Raw genomic sequence first — 19,094 nt, forward strand, 5'->3', positions numbered from 1 at the left:
TCTTTATTATTTAAAATGTTACGTTTAAGCCTAAAGAAATTTCCGTTTCTAAAGGATAACCACTTATATTATTTTTGTAAGAATTTCTATTAGATTTATCATAAGGTGTCCAAACCAATAAATTATTACCTATTAATGATGCGCTCATAGATTGCAAGCCTAACGACTGAACTACCTTATTATTAAATAGATAACTAAATGATGCATTTTGAATCTTTACATTTGTTTTACTATATAAAAAACGAGTAGAGCTTCTAGTTGAACTTGTAGTAACTCCCCAAAGTGGTATTGTTGCTAAAGCTAGATCTCCTTCAGATTGCCATCTATCTAGTTGGTTTATAGATTGATTATCATCTCCAATATTTAATCCGTCTGAATTTACATCTCTAGCAAAAGAACTAAAACTATAACCTCCAATTGTATAGCCAGTAGTAATACTAAAGTTGAATTTATTTTTATAAGAAAATGTATTTGTCATACTACCAAATAAGTCTGCTTCTTCAGTTTTATTAGCGACTCTATTATCTAAACTGAAATCTTTAGTGATGTTTCCTTCTGTGTCATACCACATTGGGTATCCATCTTGTGGGTCTACGCCAGCCCATTCCATTAGATAGAATGTTTTTGTACTTTTACCAATTTCCAATCGATAATTACCTGAGTTTTTAGGAATATCTTGGTATAGTGCTAATAACTTATTTTGGTTGTGACTAGTAATAATTCTTGTATTCCATTTAAAGTTATTGGTTTGTATATTTTTTGATTCTAAAGTAACTTCTATTCCTTTGTTTTCAATTTCCCCTAAATTTCTAACAAGAGTGGTGGTACCAGTTGTTCTGGAAGCATCAAAATTACTGATTAAGTCTACAGTTTTATTTCGATAAACCTCCGTACTTATATCTAGACGGTTGTTAAACATAGCTACTCTTAGCCCAAGGTTTAGTAAATAAGTAGTTTCCCAACTTAAATCTGGGTTGGCACCCGATGAAATACCTGCCCCTAAATCGCCACCATATTGGTAAGAGTCACTAACAGAATAAATACCATCAGGATCTTGGGATCCAAAGCGAGAATTACCATTGGTTCCGTAACTTGCTTTTATGTTTAAAATATTAATTATATCACTATCAAAAAATGCTTCTTTATGAATGTTCCATGACGCTCCGGCTGATAAAAAGTTGGCACGTTGTACATTCGTACCAAAATTTGAATTCCCATCATTTCTACCATTTAGAATTAAATTATAACGGTCATCATAACTATAACTTAATTGGGCTAAATAAGAAGATTTAGTAGTTTCGCTTTCACTACTTGAACCGTCTGAAAATGCAGCCAAACCTACTGTTCTTATATGATCGTTTATAAAACCATTACCCCAAGCACTTGTTGAGTTGTATTTATTTGCTCCTAATTCAATCCCTACAACACCAGATATTTGATGTAAGCCAATTTGTTTGTTATAGTTTACTCTGTGAATGGTATTCCAGTTTAAAAAGTTAGCAGATGAGGAATTAGCGTAACCATCGTATGTAAATGTTACGTCGTTTCCAGACCAATTGTACATTGAGTTATAGCGTTTTTCATTATAATTATTATAATCAACACCAAATTGTGAACTTAAAGAGATATCATTATTAATTTGGTAATTTAATTGCACGGCACTTTTAAATGAAAAAGCATTTTGACCGTTATCATTTTGTTCACGTTCAGCAACGCTATTAAAAAATCTTTTTTCAATGAATCTTGGAGAGCCATCAGGATTATTTCCTTCTATAATTTTATAGTATTGTCTAAAAGTACCATCCGCATTGTAAGGCGATATTATAGGCAAATTCTCATAATAATCTGAATTAGGAGTAAAAGTGGAATTGATATTGTAAGAACCTAATAAGGTGAAATCTAAACTCAGTTTATCTGATATATTAACAGTGTTGTTAGAATTTAAGGTAATTCTTTCTTGTTTGTTACCTTTTACTGTCATGTTGTTTGCAAAATAGGATCCAGAAATACGATACGTAGCTTTTTCACTTCCTCCGGAAGCAGATAAGTTTATTTGAGATGTTGAGCCAACATCAAAAAACACATCATACCAATCTGTATTTGTAGTAGAATAGGCATTCATATCATTATCCGTAAAAGGAAAATAGTTAATGTCATTTCCAGCATTTAAAAAAGATTCTTTTGCTAGTTCAAGGTATTGTTCACTATTTAAAACCTTAAACTTTGAATTTTTATTTATAAATGAGATACCAGATCTTAAGGACACATTTAATTGGGTTTTATTTGCTTTTCCTTTTTTTGTGGTTATTAAAATAACTCCATTTGCTCCATCTGCCCCATATATAGTAGTTGCAGAAGCATCTTTTAAAACCGTCATCGATTCAATATCATCTGGATTTATGAAAGATAATGGACTTACGCTTGTTTCTATTCCTAAAATTTGATTTGTATTGTTCCCTGTATTAATAGGAATACCATCTACAATCCATAGCGGTTCGTTAGAGGCAGATAAAGAAGCTTCTCCTCTAATAGTAACCGAGTATCTTGGCCTAGAACTATCTGCACCATTACTTTGCGGATTTATTTCCAAACCAGGAATTACACCTTCCAGTACTTTATCTAAACGTTGTTGAGGTAAGTTAACAATATCTTCTGATTTTATTTGATATGCACTAGATACTAAGTTAGATTTCTTTTGAGCTGTACCGTAATTACTCGTTACAATTACTTCATCTAAAGACTCTATATCTTCTTTTAAAACTAAGTTTTTTACACCAGAAGCAGTAATTACTATTTCTTGGTCTAAAAAACCCATACTTAATACTTTAACAATACTTCCCTTTGGTATTTCACTCAGTTTATATTTCCCATCAAAATCTGTAACGGTCCAAATACTAGGATCTTTTTTCAGAACAATAGTAACTCCACTTATTGGTGCTCCAGTTTCATCTGTAATAGTTCCGGAAATACTAAATAATTCTTGAAAAAATCTACTAATAATATTTTCCTTTTTTTCTACATGGTATAAAACAACTTGTTTATTAATAATTTTGTACTTTATGGTAGTATCCGTTAGTATAGACTCACATAAATCTGAAATCGTTTTATCTACAACGTTTAAATTTACTTTTTTGTTTAATTCATCTTTTTTTAAACCAGATTGAATAAAAACAAAACTTGATTTACTTTCTATTTCTTTAATTATTTCTTTAATAGAAATGTTTTTTAGATTTAAAGTTAATTTTTCTACTTGAAAATTTTCTGTAGCGGCATATGAACTAGCTAAATTTATAAATATTAGAAAAGGTAGCAGATATAGCGTCCTTTTATTTACTAATACTGTATTACTAAGCTTTATTAAAAGAGTTTTTTTCATTCTATAATATTTCTTATTAAACTTAAATATGATTTATTAAATGTTGTTATGTATTTTAAAAGAACTGTTAGATAATGTTGATAGTGTTTCTAATACATCTTCTAAATTAGATGATAAATAGATTTTACCAGTACATTTTTTATTGATTAGCTCTTTTTTTGTATCTAAAAAAGTTACATTATAGTACCTAGATAATTCTATTAAAATTTCTTCTAATGGTTTGTCATCAAATATTAAATAACCACTTCTCCAAGAGGTATAAGTTTCAGTACTTACATTTGTCTTAATTAATTTTGATGCTGTTATATCTAGTGACTCATTAGGAAGCATGGTTGCTTTCATATTGTCTACAGTAGTAACGCCAACAGATCCCTCTACTAAAACAACTCTTTGCTCCTCGTTATCTTTATATGCTTTAACGTCGAAACTAGTTCCGTAAACGTTTACATCAAAGTTTAACGTTTTAACATTAAAGGGTTTTAGTTTATTTTTGGCAACTTCAATATAAATTTCTCCTTCTAAATAAATTTCTCTTTTATTTTTATTAAATTTTGAAGGAAATTTCACAGTAGAACCGGAGTTTACCCATAATTTAGAACCATCAGCTAAAACTAATTCTGTTCTTTTTCCAAAAGGAACTTTTAAAATATTATAGGTTGTAGAATCACTTCCTTTTAGGCTTTTACCTTCAGCATTAATTGTTCCTTCTTTACTTACAGTTAATGTTTTTTTATTTGAAAGTGTGAATGTTTTTCCGCTCGCTATTAACTCTATTTCTGTTTTTGCTAGGGATTTTTCTACAAGAATTTTAGGAATTTCTAAATCTTTTGGAGTTGTATTGTAAGCTTTTATTAAAATCAAAATTAACGCACATGCAGCTATTGCTGAGTAAAATTTACGTTTTCTATTTATTTTGATTATTTTGCTTTTTTGAGTGGCTTCAAAAATACGTTTATGTAATGCTTCTTTATCGCTTTTTTGTAACGACGAAGGATTAAGTTTTATTTTTTTAAATTCATGTTCAGCATTTTGAAAATGAATTTTATCTTCTGGGTGTTTACTTAAGTGTAAATCCCAATGTTTTATAGACTCATTATCTTTAAAAAGCATAAAGAGTATAAATTTTTCATTTTCTAAAAAATCTTTTACAGTCATTTAATTTTAATAATTTATTTAAGTCTTTATTCTTTTAAATAAAGATTACATATACTACACAGATGTTTTCTTATTTCATCACCTATTTAAATGTTAAAATTATGTTAACTAAGTATACTGATTAAAAAAAAGATTTGAAAAATATAGGTATATAATTACCTTATAAGATAGAAGTAGTGTAGTTTAAAAATAGGTAAAAATTACCTGCATCGTTTTTTCGTAATTCCTTTAATGCTTTTAATATGAGGTTTCTACATGCAGGAATAGTAATTCCAAGAATCTCTGAAATTTCCTTGTAACTATAATTTTGAGTGTATCTGAAATATATAATTTCTCGTTGTCTAGATGTTAATTTTTCTAAAACCTTTTCAATTTTATTTTTTAAATATTTTTTAGATTCTTTCTCTAATATTAAATCTTCTACATTTATATCTAACCTAAAGTTTAGGTCTTTTACTTCTTCTTCGTAGGCTAAAAACTTATTTGATCTTTTGTATTCATCAAAAAGTTCGTTTCTCAAACTTTTTAGTAAATAAGCTTTGGTATTTGTGGTGTAATTTAAATTTTTATTAAGTAGAATTTTTTGAAATACATTATGAATAGCATCCATAACTAAACTACCATCAAAGCCAAGGTGTATTCCATATGAGTACAAATCATCTACATGTAATTTATATATAGTCTCTATGTTATCCATAAATTAAAAACTTATATTTTTGGGTTATTCACTAGAAAATCGACGTTTATTTACGATTAAACAATCATTATTAAAGTTGATGTGTTTTTTTCTTAAAAAAAAATAAATATAGGTAGTATATTATAAAATTCAATAAGTTTACTAGTAAATATTGACTGTTGTGGGCTATTATTTTCTAATAATTAAAAATGGAATAAAAAGGAAAGCGACAACCAAAGTTGTCGTTTTAAATGTTTACGGAATCATTATAATTAGTTTTTTATTTTAATAAGGATATTATCTTAAAATCAAGCTATTTAAAGAGCTTATTGCATTAATTAATAGCAATTAAGGTAATTTGTAGTTTTTTGTTGTAAAGAATTAAAAAAAACAATTTGTTGTACCCAAACAAAAAAAGCCAAGATCTAAACCTTGACTTTTTGTACTATACTTGTAGCGAGAACGGGATTTAAACCCCTTATCACACTCACTATCAAACCAATACAACATATACGACATTAACAATGGCAAATTGATACCCATTATTTTAGAATGCAGGTAAGTAATTTATTTACCATATTCTAAATATGGTAAACATTTGTTAGCTTAACCTCTATTATTTACTTAATTCTTAATCACAAAACTAATAATGACAACACCTTCTCACCTAAAACCTCATCCAGCTTTCCTCCCTCTAAAACAGAAACAAAGCCCATTTTACATTGATGTTCTATTGCTGAATGATTTTCTTTATCCAAGATATAGTCATCTGTTAAGTACGATTTAAAACTATTTTCTCGGGGATCTCCAGGATACAATAACATTGCTTTTTCTGCATCCCAAAAACGACAATACGCATACATTTGACGTAAATCACTTACTGAAGCGGTATTGTTTTTTGGTCTTTTCCATTTTGTATCGATTATAAATGTTTGCGAACCTTTACGTAACACAACATCTGGTCTTAAACTATTACCTCCCCAAAAGGATTTAGATTCTTGTCCTGACACTTTTATATCAGTTCCTAAACAAGCCTTCTGTAACTGCTTTAAAACATAAGTTTCCCATAATTCATTCATATCAAACAATAGAGACAACATCTTTTCTTTTCCACTTGAAATATCGGGTGAATAATTTAAAATAATTAACCTCGCTAACTCTAATGCATTCGCATATCCTACAGATTTTCTATTTAACCTAACTTCATTCAGTTGCTTTTCGGTAATAGTTTTTTGATCTACTTCTGGAAAATTTAACTGCACTCTGTTTGCTAAATCTTGTAATCTAGTTCCACTTGTAAACTGAGTAACAATAATTAATGCTTTTTGTAATACTTGATGTAAAAAGTGATTACTATCATACACTTGATGCATAGTATAAAAGCGTTCTTTATGGACGATGTTTTTTCGAATATGTCCTGCAAATTCCAATTTACCTTTTAATGCTTTTGTATTTTGTGTCTGCTTTCTATAGTTTTTAATCAAACCTTTTCTAACCAAACTTTCTACTTCTAATAAGTACAATTCAAAATAAACTTCTAGTAAATTAAGGTGCTGTCTTTTAACATGTGCTGCCCCAGAAGATTCCGCTTTAAGCTTTCCGCATGCTTGTAACATTTTTAATAAAACACCTTTCCATTTAGTATCTGAATCCTCTTTATCTGCTTTTGGATGAATTTCAATAGTTAAACCATCTACCTGAATTACACCAACATACTGATTAAATTTGATCCCTTTTGCAATAGGTTCAAAATAATTACCATCGTGATATTCGTTCAGTTTTAATAGCGCATCTAAATGTACTTGCTTAAAACCTTCCTCACCAACATATAAACGTTGGTGTTCAAAAACCGATATTGTCTTATTACTTATCAATTATTCCGCTTGCTTTTTTCCTAACAATGATAAAACTGCTTCTATTACATTATCTTCATTTACTTGCTTTAGAAGGTATGAAGGCGCTTTAAAATCATTTGAATTTTCATACGAGAAATCAGCAAAATTGATAGCATCATTTTTTTCCTTTTCTACAAATCCTTTTCCTAACACCAATCCTATTTTACCATAATCACCATAAAAATACTCTTGCAATAAAGGCACTATTTTAGTATTAAAAGCTTTGGCTAGTTTTTCTTCTGAATTTACTTTACAAAAGTACGAATGACCAATGGCATGATCTCTATCTATTAATAACTCTATACGCTCGTTTATCTTTTTTAAAACTTCAGATAGCTTAATATAATCTACTTCTTCATTTTCTATAACAGTATAATCTGGCATCATTTCTTTAAACTCAAAACGACGTCTTAAAGCAGTATCTAATGCTTCTACAGAACGATCTGCGGTATTCATGGTACCATAAATATCCAAGTTAGAAGGCACACTAAATTCTTTTTTAGAATATGGTAACTTTATGCTCATTTCATTTTTAGCGCCACTTCGTTTATCGGTTTCAATAAGCGTTATTAACTCACCAAAAATAGCAGAAACATTTCCTCTATTAATTTCATCAATAAAAATTGCATATCTATTTGAAGGATCATTCTTCGCTTTTATACACAATTTTTTAAAAACACCATCTTCAATCTTATATCCTAAATCTTTAGTTTCTTCTTCTGTTTCAGGAAAAACAGGTTTGATTCCTTCTATAAAATCTTCATAAGCGAAAGATTGGTGAAATGTTACGAAATCGTAATTTTTTATAACTGTTTCATTATTGCTTTTAAAATTGTTAACCTCATCTATTATATCATATATTTCAGGAATTTGCTCTTTTGTTTCTTCCTCAAGTAACTGCCACATTTTATCATTATTCTTATCAAAAATTAACGGATTTTGACGTTGTTTATATGCTACATTTTCTGAAGAAGTTATCGTGTGCATTTGCAACGTTCCCCATATTGTAGCTCTCACATTTTTAGATTCTGATAAGGATGCTTTCGTTTTCACCCATCTATTCTCCAAAATCTCATTTACTTTTGACGTTCCATTTTCAATAAGTGCAATTGCTATTACTTGCCACCAAGTTAAATTCGTTATTTTATCTTCAAAAAACTTTTCTTTGGTAATCGCATTTTCTTTAAGAGTATATCTATCAAACAATTGATCTTTTAAATAAAACGTTTTCCCTGTTCCTGGAGGTCCGTATAGAATTTGGTTTGTTGGCATTTTCTCAAGCATAATATATTGTTCTTCTTCCTCTTCAACAGTTTCTGTTATTGGCTTTAATAAATTTGGATGTCTGTCTATAAATAATAAAAAATCTTGTGTTAACCAGTTTAAATCTAACTGCGATAATTCTGATTTATTCAATTGCTTACTAACAAAATCAACAACTTCCTTATTCTCTAATAATACATTGCATATTGTCTCCATTGGTTTTTGCATATTAATGACAAAATCAATATTACTACTCCTTAATTTTATTACAAAAACCTTTCTAATAATATCAGCAAATGAAGTTCTGCTTGCTGGAAAAATTGAATTAGGAACTAAAACAGACATCCAACAAGACAAAATAGGAAAACTCATATTACGATTAGAATAATCTATATTTTCTAATTCTATACGATTATAAAAATCTCTAAAAATTTTAATATCTTCAATTCCAATGTACTTGCTAAGCTTTTCTCTAGCACCCTGTTTTATAAATTGTACGCCTTTAGAGTCAGTATAGTTTTCATTCTGAGAAGCCAAACATAGCTCTAAAATTTCTTCATCTGTTTGTTCTTCAAAAACAACTCTTTCAGTTAACCAATTTGCCCATTCAAACTTATACAATTCAACATATAACCAATTATCATTTATTAGAGCGCTTTTGTAATCTTGAATTAAGTAATTTAATTTTGTATTAATACTAAGGTTTTTAGAATTGATCATGTTTGTTAATTCTTGATATTCTTCTTTTGTTGCCGAAAAATTAGTGCCTTGGTTACCTGCCTTAAAATTACTAAAAATGGCTCTATTTTTAATATCTTTCCATAGTATTGGGGTATCTGCAAATGAATGTTCAATTTTTATTTTCACTCTAACTGTAGCTAAAGAATTTGATTTATCAATATAGTATTGTTCTTCAAACTTTTCTTCCTCGAAAACACCTACTTCTGAAGTAACCTCAGCAAGTGCGTAACAACCTGCATCTTTTCCTGTTTGCCAAATAATAACTTTATCTCCAATGGCTATTTTATCTTTATGTGCTGCTACTTTCCAACTTTTTAAATGTCCTGATTTTAGTGCTGCTGTAGTATTATAAATCTTCGGATTCCCTTGAAAGACCCAGTAATTAATCTGTTTTAAAGGTTTTACTTGTTTGTTTTCAAATTCTTCAAGCGTAGTACCATCCTTTAATTTCCATTCACGCTTTCCATTAGCTGCTCTGTTAAGAACTATAACAGCGGCAGGAGAAGATTTATCAAAGGTTATGTTTTTTTTAAGAATTACATATTTACTATAATCAGAGTCTTCAAAATAGTCTTCGTTTTCATATTTGACTCTCATTTTATAATAAGAATGGATTAAAAAACTAGGTTTGGGTTCTTTATAAATATAAGATCCTTTTAATAATTGATAGCCACCTTTTACAATTTGCAATTGTGCTGTTAAAAAATTGCCGTCTGTAGTTTTAGATACTTGAATTTGAAATATAGGATCTGTTAACTGCTTTTTAATGACATTAAATTGAAGTTTTTCGAAGACGTTAAAACAATCCGTATTCAAACCACCTTTAAAATAGGGTTCTATAGTTCTTCCTTCTGCATGAAAGTTTGCATACGCCATAATTGTCTTTGGAGGGTAATGTATACCGTTATAAACTAAATCGTATGTTGATGAAGCCCCAAAACCTTTAGGTATTCCTTTTTCTCCAAAATCTTTAATTCCTTGTATTATGTGTTCTTTATTTACTTTTTCAAATAGCATTTTTTTTCATTTTCTAATTATTCACAAAAATTTAAGTGTTTTAAATAACTATATATACCAATTTATTTTATTAAAACTATCGAGCATTTTTTTACTAGCTTCTTCATTAACTGATTTTATAAAGCATAAATGACCATATAACCAGTTATGAAACTTAATATTGTTATAACCAGAAAAATCAACTCGCCTCTCTAAATGTCCATCTACTCCATGCTTTCTGCAATAATAAATATGTTCTGAAATTTCCTTCCTATATTTTTTAGAAACATTGGTGCCGTTTGTAGTTGTTAATCCAGTTACATACTGTTTACAGCCTTTCTTCATGTATCTTGTTTTTTTATCATTAATAAAAAAACCTTCATCAGATATTATTTTTGTAATTAGTTTCAAAGAAGGTAACTTACCTTCTTTAGTTATTGAAAAAGTCATATCATCGGCATACCTAGAATATCTACAATTTTGAGTTTTTGATAATGCTTCAAACCTGTAATCCATTTTTGTTGCTAGTATATTAGATAGCATAGGACTAGTTGGAGCTCCTTGTGGTAAAATAGGAGGTTTTGCCATAACCAATTCCTTTAATCTCTCTTTAGAATCATCATCAAAATTTCTCCAATATTTATCTCTATGTTTTGCTGTAGTAATTTTAGCTAATGAATAGGATAAGTTCTTAGCATATCCAAGTGATTTAAATACTCCATAAACACGTTTTTCTGTAATTGTATCATAGAATTTTAAAAGGTCAACTTTTAAAATTAATTCAGAGTTTTCATGAACATTAGCATTATGAAAAATAGAAATCCCTTTTCTAAAACCTTTACAGCTATCTGCTAATTTATATTTACTTAAAATATTTACTAAGATCCATTTTTGGATGAATTTTAAATCTTTAGCTGGCGACATTATCTCTCTAAAACCACCATGTCTTTTTTTTAATTTAAAATAGTTATACCGTTTGTATTTATGCTCGTAATTGTTTGTAATACCATTTTTATCATCTCCAATTAAGTTTCTAAGGTAATCTGATTGAATACCAATTTGCATAGCTAAATGTTCTAACGAAAATGTTACTGGATAATCATTTTGTGTTAGTTTTTTAGCATAAACTAAACAAGCATCGATAAACTCTTGCGACTTTTCTTGCTTTTTAGCTTCTATTTCAAATTGTTTAAATGAAAATGACATAGTTATTGTTACTCTTTCTTGAATGTTAAATTAAATATTCTTGAAAATGTGATTGAAGAATCAAATAAATCTAACTGACTTAGATTTAGTTTAGTCTTTAATCATATTATTGATAACATATAGATTATATTATCAAGTAGCTTTACTAATTCTCAATGAACTACACTGAGAAAACCGTACTAGGGTTATTTGCTAACAATAAACTATGTCATTCCATTAAATTGTACTGGTATATAAAATTCATTTTTTACTCTTAAACTGTGTTTTGTCTCTTTTTTGAAATTTTCTGGTTTTGTTCTTTTTTTTAATTCTTTCAAAAACTCTGTGCCATAAGCGGTTATTTCGTATTGATTATTTAAAAAATCTAATTTTATTGCTTCAATGTATATGTTATAAAGTTCTGATCTAGTTAAGCCAAGTAAATGATTAATAATAATGTTATCATAACCTTGCTTCTTTAGGAACAACAATGCGATTACGGAATGATCTAGTTTATTATTATGTTTTATTTCTCGAACAAGCTTATCCTGATGCTTTTTAATTATTGATTTTCCAGTAAATAGATCAATCTTTAATTTGTTGCAAATACCAATATAGAATGCTATTTCTTGTTTAAATTCACGAGCTTCATCCATTCTAATACCTGCAAATCTAGGAAATAATGGATTCCACTTTTTATTTTCAGACCAAATAATGGGTAATGTGTTATTTGGAGTGCTATGAAAATAAGAAACTAATGACTGACTACTACCAAAACCAGCAGGTTCTCTTCTATTTATTCGTTTACCATGTTTGACTGCTATATTCTCAATATCTACAGTATTTCCAAAAATATTTAGAGGCGATAAGGTTTTGTCAAAAATCTTATTTCTTACTTCGGATTCTATTTGGATATTTGAAAAACGATCTTTAATATACTTTTCACCTTCAGACATAATAATAGTAGATAATAAGTAGACATTATCTATATCATTATCTTTTATCCATTGTTGAATAGAATTAGATTTAGAATACACTTTGCAAAAAGATTTTCCGCTACCTATAAAATCGTCAATAAATATAAAATGCTTATAATTTTTTGGGTTCTTTATGTTATCAAAATCATGAGTCAATAAAATATCTTTATCTTCTTCTTTTACTCCTTTTATTTTATCTTTATTTCTATCTCTAAAAACTTTAGTATTTCTTAATGGATAAGTTACTAAAGTACCACTTTTGCCTACTTTCCCGTAAGGAAAAATTATAATTTTTTCACCTCTAGGTATCTTTTTTAAAATCTGACCTAATAAATCATTTAACCTAAACATAAACTCATTAAAAGGTATATACTCATATACTCTTAATAAATCAATAGCAGAATCAACTTCATCTTCATCAAAGTTTTCAAGCCATTTAATAACTTTAATTGGCTCTACTGCATACTTTAAGCGAGGTAATAAATTACCAACTTTAATTATTGTTTGTTCATTAAATGTAAATTGATGAGCCATTTTTATACTTAAATCAAATTATACTTTTCTAAGTCCTTTTTATCGTAAACTCTACCTGTTATATTAAATACACCATTTTCTTTAAGTTTGGCTCTGCTAAAACTAGGAGTTAAACTTTTGTTTCTTTTGGTTTGTTCTTTATCAAAGTTCTCTTTATTTATAATTCCTAATTTTAATATTTTAAAATCTTCACCTAACTCAATTCCTATTAATTCGTCCCATTTAGAATGAATTTTTGAAGTGTTACCTGTTTTATTTTCTGAAGTAATCATTTTTACTGAAACTCTTTTTGCTCCATTCTTACAAGTAATATCATAACTAGGGTTAGATTGCTTTTTAATAACTTTTGGATACCTACCTATTTGCTCTAAAAAAAAATGAGCGATAGCTTCTCCTATTCTACCTATAATGTTATCCTTACCACGTAATACTTCATCATCATTAGCAATATCTAAAAATGCTTTTTGAGCCTTTAAATAATTTAAACACAGTTGTTTTCTTTTATCATTCATTGACCTTGTTTTTTTTAAATCGGTTAATTATTCTACCTTCTACACTAATACAATACCTATTAATAAATCTTCTGGTAAAATATTTATTTTAATCTGTTAATTCAAAAATTCATGAGATTCCCCTTTTTAAATTGACATTTATCCTATCTAATAAAGTTTCTTTATAATCTGAATCGGAATGATCTTTTAAGAAATCATAAATCGCACTTTTTAACATGTTCCTATCCTTGTAGTAATAGTCTTTTAAAACATCTATATTATCCTCCAAATATGTATCTAGATTAACTTCAGTCCAGTCACCTATTGTACTAGATCTAATTTCATACCTACTCTTCTCTCTTCGACACAACTTAATCAACATTTCTAAAAATGTATCATATTCCGTTTCTTGAGAGGATTTAGGTCTTTTTTCAAGAAAATCCTCTCTACACCTATCGGAAATATTAAATAAATCATTCCAAGTTGCAACTTTTTGATTCTTTGGTGTAAAACTAACCTTCCAAGTTCTAGCGTTCTTATCAACGCCCACTTTACTTCCTTTTAGAGTTAGAATAGGCTTTATTGTCTCTGAATATGGATGAACAGCTGTTCTTCTTTTATTATTTTTTTTATCAAATAAAATGTCATCATCCTTTTTATATATTCTATTACAATCTATCCCCATTGGAATAAGATTATTCAAGTTAACAGCTGCAGCAGGATAATCCTTTTTAGACAATAGGTGATCATAATCTTGTTTAATTCTTTCAGGTACCTTGTATTTTTCCATTCCACAAAATGGACACCAACTATCTTTTTTGGAATCATAAAGTTTTTTGTAATGTCCTTTAATATCAAAAGCTGTTAATCCAAATGTATTAGTAAACATCTCAACCAATAACTTATGAGTGGTATCTCCTGTTTTCCCAGGATAATCATCTTTTCTAATAGCTTTACTAGGTCTTTTAAATAATTTATTTACTTGATTTGTATCTTCAAAAATCTTTAAGTACGTTTTACGATCTGGGCTTGAAAGGTCTAGAAGACTCTTTTGAAACTCTTTTACAAGTTTGTGTAATTTTGTTAGAGAACCGTCTGTTTCAATTTTAGAAAAAGGAACAGCTAATGCCTTATCAGGACAATGTGTACTAATAAATTCTGTATTCTTTGGTAAATCTTTAATGTTCTCCAAATAATTACAAAAGAATAGATGCAAATTATTTGCCTTGTGAGTGATATGTGTGCAAGATTCTAACATTCTACTCTTTCTTTTGCTCTTTCTTAAAATCCCTTATTCTTTGGTACAAATCAAACTTTTGAATTGAATCCCCATATTTATTTATTCCTGCTTCAAGGGCTTCTATCGTTACATTTTTTCTAGTAACTAGACTCTTTAATTCCTTGCTGGATTTTAAAGCAACAGGAGGCGCTACACCAAAAGCTACTTTTAATAAAAGTTCTACAGCTGAGCCATAAGTTTCTATATCTGGTTGAGTTATTTTAATTTTATTCGCTGACTTTTCAAAAACAAATACATTCTCGCTTCTTGAATCTGAAAGAAGAAACGGCGAATGCGTTGTTATCAAATACTCTTGCTCTCGTTTTTTTGCGATACTATCCATATTTGATATAAAAGCCGATCTCCATTGTGGATTAAAGTGTGTTTCTGGCTCATCCAACAAGAACAAAACATTCTTGCTTTGAATCATGTTCAAAGCTCCAAAAATGTGCAAGAATTGGTGTTCGCCATCACTTAAGTTTGAATACTGAACCACTGATTTGCTTTTATGGTGCATTTTTAATCCAAAGAAGCCTATTGCCTTTTGAGTTTCTATTAGTACAGGTCTTGGTAAAGTCTCCCCTGTTTCTTTTTTTATTTTGTTTACTTCATCTAATTCAGATTGGATAACGATAAGATTCAATGTATCTAATTTAAATAATGCCGTGTATAACCCAAATGCAGAATTAAAATTCTTCTTAAAAGCTTTATAGGTAGCTTCTGAGTAATAATAGTCAAGGACTAGCGATTGTTCTCTGTCCTTGGCATCGTGAGATGACGAACTACATCTTTTTAACGTTTCAATTATATCTAGTTGTTCTTTTGCTGCAATTATTCCTTTAGATGGTCCTTTCTTTGGTTTAAGTTTTATAATAATTCGAAAAGACCTCAGAGCAGTTGTATTAACTTCTTTTATTATATTGTTCCATTTGGAATCTGCATCAAGACTAAATACTGAGTTAGCAATAAATACTAATTTGTTCATGCTAAAGTCAACCCAAAGCATATGTGGCAAGTCAGGTAATTTTTTTGTTACAGCACCCTTTCTAAAATCATTAAAATATTTTCCGTATTCATCTACATAAGGATGAAACCATTGGCTTAGAGATTCGTTTTCTCCAGATGAGTATCCAAGGACTATTTCAGGTAAAACTGCTCTTATTTTTGAATCGTCTTTTTCTCCTACTAAAGAATCTTCATCTTTTCCAATAAAACAATCTGGTTTGCCTTTTGTTTGATTTTGTACAAATCTCACATAACTATCTCCTTTCGATAGCTTGAATATATAATCAATTCTAAACTGAATAGTTGTAGTTCCTGGGTCTTTAAGAAAATCTGTATATCGTCCAGTAAGATATTCGAATACTTCTGCAATACATTCTAGCAATTTAGATTTACCAGAGCCATTTATACCAACCAAGCAAATTGGATTCAGTCCCTTTTTAATAAAATGAATATTTCTTAAATTTTCATCAAACCCATTGATTGGGTGATGGCTATATGGGTCGTTATATGAAAAATGAATCAGTTTCATTTCAATTTTATTTGATATGAAATATGACCATCTGCGTATGATTGTACTAATCGAGGCCCTTTTTCTAATTTTCTACACTCATCCAAAAGCTCAAATAATTCCTCTTTAAATCTGTCATAACTATATTTTGGTGGTAAATCAACTTGATCAAAAGTGAATTTTTTTAAACCAACATTAGTTTTAAGATGAAGCCACATTAAATTTGCTTCAATACCAAATTGTTTTATTGTTTCTGCCTTCACTGTCCCTTTTACAGGCACTTTAGCTATAACTTTTGTTTTTCCTTTATCAATTTTTCTTTTTGATTTTGTCTTTGTTAAGGTGTTTTCTTTCTTTTTAGGTGCTGCGACAGCTTTTAGCGCTTGAATTTCTTTTAACAAATCTCTTGCGTCACCATCTGTATCTAATTGCTCCACCAATTCACCTTTAAACGCTTTGGCTAAAATAGCTTGTGGCAGGCTGTCTATATTTGTTTTTAAGCTTTGGTATTGGACACCTATGGTATCTGCGTTCGCAAATAAGTATTTTACACGTTTTACGATTTCAGTTTGTTCCTCTTTTGGTGGAACAGCAATACTGAATTGATTAATAGTTTTTGATGAAACTCTTGGAAGATTTATACCTTTAGACTCAGAATTTGCTTTTTGAATAAAACTCTCAGTTCCTAAATAATAATTAAAGAAATATGAAGAATCTTCAAAATCATTTCTATATACTAAAATATCTGTGGAGCAAACACCATCAAAAGTAACAACGTCATGTTTATTTAAATATGGTCTCAATTTTCCGTATAAAACATCACCTTTTTTAAAAACTGTTTTAGAACTTTTAAGATCTTCAGAAGTTGACTTATTAATGACTCCTCCATCCTTTAGAAGATGCTCTAACCCTATATAATTTGTAGCATCTGATTCCATTGGATTCATTTTATTTTTCACCTCAATCATAAACTCCCCAACTGTAATTTCTTTCCATTCTTCCAACTCTTTCCCAACACGCCATTCCTCAGTAAGTTTACCTGTTACCGCTTGGGTTAACAACGTCTGTTTAAAGTTTTTAAGGATTTGTGGTATGTTGTTTAAACGGGTTTTTAGGCTGTCTAGATGCCCAAATAATTCGTCTAACTTGGCAACAATGCGTTGTTGTTCTGCTAGTGGTGGAAGTGGGAAATTTGTTTCTAATAATTTATCCTTAGAAATAGCTTTGAATGTTGTTCCTGTTCCTTTAGCATCTAAAGTATCTTCAATTGAACGTAAATAATAAAGAAGAAAATTTAATGGTAATACATTACTAGATATGCCAGCTAATCCTCTTCCAACACATAATTCAGCTTGAGAAACATTTGTTGGTCCTATCGGAGCACGAACTGACAACAGAACTGTTTCAGCTTGAACTATTTTCTTTGGTTCAGTAGTGTATTTTCTTATTTCAGGATACAAATCTCCAAATTCGGTTTTCCCTTGCATAAAAGGAATACCAATTCCATCTGTATTATAAGATGAGCTTGGAGGTGATTGTCCCATATTCACGTCTAGTAATTCTCCTATACTTGATGAAATCCAATTTTTTGGTAACTTATTTCCCATCTAGTTTAATGCTTTAATTATGGCATTTAACTCTTTAGTAATGCTGGTTAATTCGGTTAAGGCTTCTTTGGCAATATCTATAGGTTCACCAATGTCTTCGGCTTTGGTAATGCTATCATCTGCAATTAAGCCTAAATCTAGAGAGTCGTTCTTTTTAGCAATAAATTCTCTGGTTATGCAGCTAAAGCGTTCGTCTTTAATTTTGTTTCGGTCTTTGGCAGTGAAGGCTTTCTCGAAATCTGCAAAATAGCTTTCGGTAAAGGGTGTACGTTTTCCAAAGTTGGGCATATTGGTACGCATATCGTAAAACCAAACGTCTTTAGTGTTGGCTTTATCTGTGGTACCACGCTCAAAGAATAGCACGTTGGTTTTTACACCTGCGGCGTAAAAAATACCTGTTGGTAAACGCAAAATGGTGTGTATGTTGCATTTTTCCATCAAATCTTTACGTACGTTTTGTCCGTCGCCATCTTCAAACAATACATTATCTGGTAAAACTACTGCTGCTCTTGCGCCTCTTCTTGTATGCAAGCTTCTATAAATACCTTGTAAAAAATTGAGTTGCTTGTTAGAGGTTGGATAGACTAAGTCGGTTCTGGTTGGCCTGTCTCCTCCTTTTTTAGTTCCAAATGGTGGGTTTGCTAAAACTAAGTCCATGTTTTTAATGCTTTCACCATAACTACTTAAAGAATCACCTAAAGCGATGTTTCCTCCCATTCCGTGTAAAAAAGCGTTCATCATTGCTAAACGATGTGTGTCGCCTACCAATTCACAACCCGAATATTGCTCGTTTTGTAAATGGTTGTTTTGAGCTTCGCTTAGATTATAAATATCATTATTCTTTAAAATATGATGATGTGCAGCAATCATAAATCCATAGGTTCCACAAGCAGGGTCGTTTAAACGTTCTCCTACTTTAGGATCCATTAAACGCACCATTACATTAATTAATGGTCTTGGTGTAAAATATTGTCCTGCTCCAGATTTCTTTTCGCTAGCGTTTTTTTCTAATAAGCCTTCGTACATTTCACCTAAACCTTCGTCTTTGGCTTCGAACCAATCTAGCTCATCAATATGTTTTATAATTTTACGCAGATTGGCTGGTTCTTGAATACTGGTTTGTGCGTTGTTGTATATTTTCTGAATTTTACCTGTGCTTTCTGTACCTAAATGCAATAATAATTTTCGGTAAAAAGTAGCGAGTTCAATTCCTTCTTTTAGTTTTAAATCTTCCCAACGGTAGCCTTCTGGTAACTTATCGTTATAGTCGGTTTCTTCTGCCATTTTAAGGAACAGAATAAACGTCAATTCGTTTAGGTATTGGTGATACGTGATTCCGTCGTCTCGTAATACGTTACAAAGATTCCAGAGTTTGTTTACTATTTCTTGTGTGGATAATGCCATTT

Annotated in this window: 12 protein-coding genes; all 12 read right to left on the reverse strand. The window is 29.7% G+C overall.

The features are described 5' to 3' along the window. Window positions 1-10 precede the first annotated feature (10 nt). The 12 genes from H0I27_RS15455 to H0I27_RS15510 all read right to left on the reverse strand — a co-directional run bounded on the left by H0I27_RS15455 (window position 11) and on the right by H0I27_RS15510 (window position 19,092). Entirely contained in the window at window positions 11-3,376 is a 3,366-nt protein-coding gene (locus H0I27_RS15455; protein WP_218731541.1) for a SusC/RagA family TonB-linked outer membrane protein, read from the reverse strand. Between the two features lie 36 nt (window positions 3,377-3,412). After that, complete coding sequence (locus tag H0I27_RS15460; RefSeq protein WP_218731543.1) at window positions 3,413-4,531, reverse strand: FecR family protein; 1,119 nt, start codon at window positions 4,529-4,531, stop codon at window positions 3,413-3,415. Window positions 4,532-4,691: 160 nt separating this feature from the next. Beyond that, on the reverse strand, window positions 4,692-5,228 hold the full coding sequence (locus H0I27_RS15465; RefSeq protein ID WP_218731544.1) for an RNA polymerase sigma factor: 537 nt from the start codon (window positions 5,226-5,228) through the stop codon (window positions 4,692-4,694). A gap of 614 nt (window positions 5,229-5,842) precedes the next feature. Then, window positions 5,843-7,081: an McrC family protein gene (locus tag H0I27_RS15470; RefSeq protein ID WP_218731545.1), complete on the reverse strand. Its 1,239-nt coding sequence runs from the start codon at window positions 7,079-7,081 to the stop codon at window positions 5,843-5,845. Beyond that, complete coding sequence (locus H0I27_RS15475; RefSeq protein WP_218731547.1) at window positions 7,082-10,123, reverse strand: EVE domain-containing protein; 3,042 nt, start codon at window positions 10,121-10,123, stop codon at window positions 7,082-7,084. It abuts the gene before it with no gap. A 48-nt stretch (window positions 10,124-10,171) separates the two neighbouring features. After that, window positions 10,172-11,308: a reverse transcriptase family protein gene (locus H0I27_RS15480; protein WP_218731549.1), complete on the reverse strand. Its 1,137-nt coding sequence runs from the start codon at window positions 11,306-11,308 to the stop codon at window positions 10,172-10,174. A 203-nt stretch (window positions 11,309-11,511) separates the two neighbouring features. After that, window positions 11,512-12,798 carry a hypothetical protein gene (locus H0I27_RS15485; protein WP_218731551.1) on the reverse strand — a complete coding sequence of 429 codons (1,287 nt, stop codon included), beginning with the start codon at window positions 12,796-12,798 and terminating at the stop codon, window positions 11,512-11,514. A gap of 8 nt (window positions 12,799-12,806) precedes the next feature. Beyond that, complete coding sequence (locus H0I27_RS15490) at window positions 12,807-13,310, reverse strand: hypothetical protein (protein ID WP_218731553.1); 504 nt, start codon at window positions 13,308-13,310, stop codon at window positions 12,807-12,809. A 109-nt stretch (window positions 13,311-13,419) separates the two neighbouring features. Beyond that, window positions 13,420-14,481, reverse strand: a complete 1,062-nt coding sequence (locus H0I27_RS15495) for a hypothetical protein (protein ID WP_218731555.1) — start codon at window positions 14,479-14,481, stop codon at window positions 13,420-13,422. 67 nt (window positions 14,482-14,548) lie between these two features. Then, a complete protein-coding gene (locus H0I27_RS15500; RefSeq protein ID WP_218731556.1) occupies window positions 14,549-16,102 on the reverse strand; it encodes a restriction system-associated AAA family ATPase in 1,554 nt (517 codons plus the stop codon). Further along, window positions 16,099-17,688 (reverse strand): restriction endonuclease subunit S, encoded by a 1,590-nt coding sequence (locus H0I27_RS15505; protein ID WP_218731558.1) that lies wholly within the window; start codon window positions 17,686-17,688, stop codon window positions 16,099-16,101. Before H0I27_RS15505 ends, H0I27_RS15500 begins: the two co-directional genes overlap by 4 nt. Continuing rightward, the gene (locus tag H0I27_RS15510) at window positions 17,689-19,092 is read right to left on the reverse strand and encodes an N-6 DNA methylase (protein ID WP_218731559.1); all 1,404 of its coding nucleotides are present in this window, start codon (window positions 19,090-19,092) and stop codon (window positions 17,689-17,691) included. It abuts the gene before it with no gap. Between the last annotated feature and the right edge of the window lie 2 nt (window positions 19,093-19,094).

This window comes from Polaribacter sp. HaHaR_3_91 (assembly GCF_019278525.1).
GTDB lineage: Bacteria > Bacteroidota > Bacteroidia > Flavobacteriales > Flavobacteriaceae > Polaribacter.

Excerpts from the sequence above, each read along its gene's own strand:
- H0I27_RS15460 (WP_218731543.1), bottom strand. The coding sequence starts at position 4,531 with ATGACTGTAAAAGATTTTTTAGAAAATGAAAAATTTATACTCTTTATG.
- H0I27_RS15480 (WP_218731549.1), bottom strand. The coding sequence starts at position 11,308 with ATGTCATTTTCATTTAAACAATTTGAAATAGAAGCTAAAAAGCAAGAA.
- H0I27_RS15510 (WP_218731559.1), bottom strand. The coding sequence starts at position 19,092 with ATGGCATTATCCACACAAGAAATAGTAAACAAACTCTGGAATCTTTGT.
- H0I27_RS15455 (WP_218731541.1), bottom strand. The coding sequence starts at position 3,376 with ATGAAAAAAACTCTTTTAATAAAGCTTAGTAATACAGTATTAGTAAAT.
- H0I27_RS15505 (WP_218731558.1), bottom strand. The coding sequence starts at position 17,688 with ATGGGAAATAAGTTACCAAAAAATTGGATTTCATCAAGTATAGGAGAA.
- H0I27_RS15500 (WP_218731556.1), bottom strand. The coding sequence starts at position 16,102 with ATGAAACTGATTCATTTTTCATATAACGACCCATATAGCCATCACCCA.
- H0I27_RS15465 (WP_218731544.1), bottom strand. The coding sequence starts at position 5,228 with ATGGATAACATAGAGACTATATATAAATTACATGTAGATGATTTGTAC.
- H0I27_RS15475 (WP_218731547.1), bottom strand. The coding sequence starts at position 10,123 with ATGCTATTTGAAAAAGTAAATAAAGAACACATAATACAAGGAATTAAA.
- H0I27_RS15490 (WP_218731553.1), bottom strand. The coding sequence starts at position 13,310 with ATGAATGATAAAAGAAAACAACTGTGTTTAAATTATTTAAAGGCTCAA.
- H0I27_RS15485 (WP_218731551.1), bottom strand. The coding sequence starts at position 12,798 with ATGGCTCATCAATTTACATTTAATGAACAAACAATAATTAAAGTTGGT.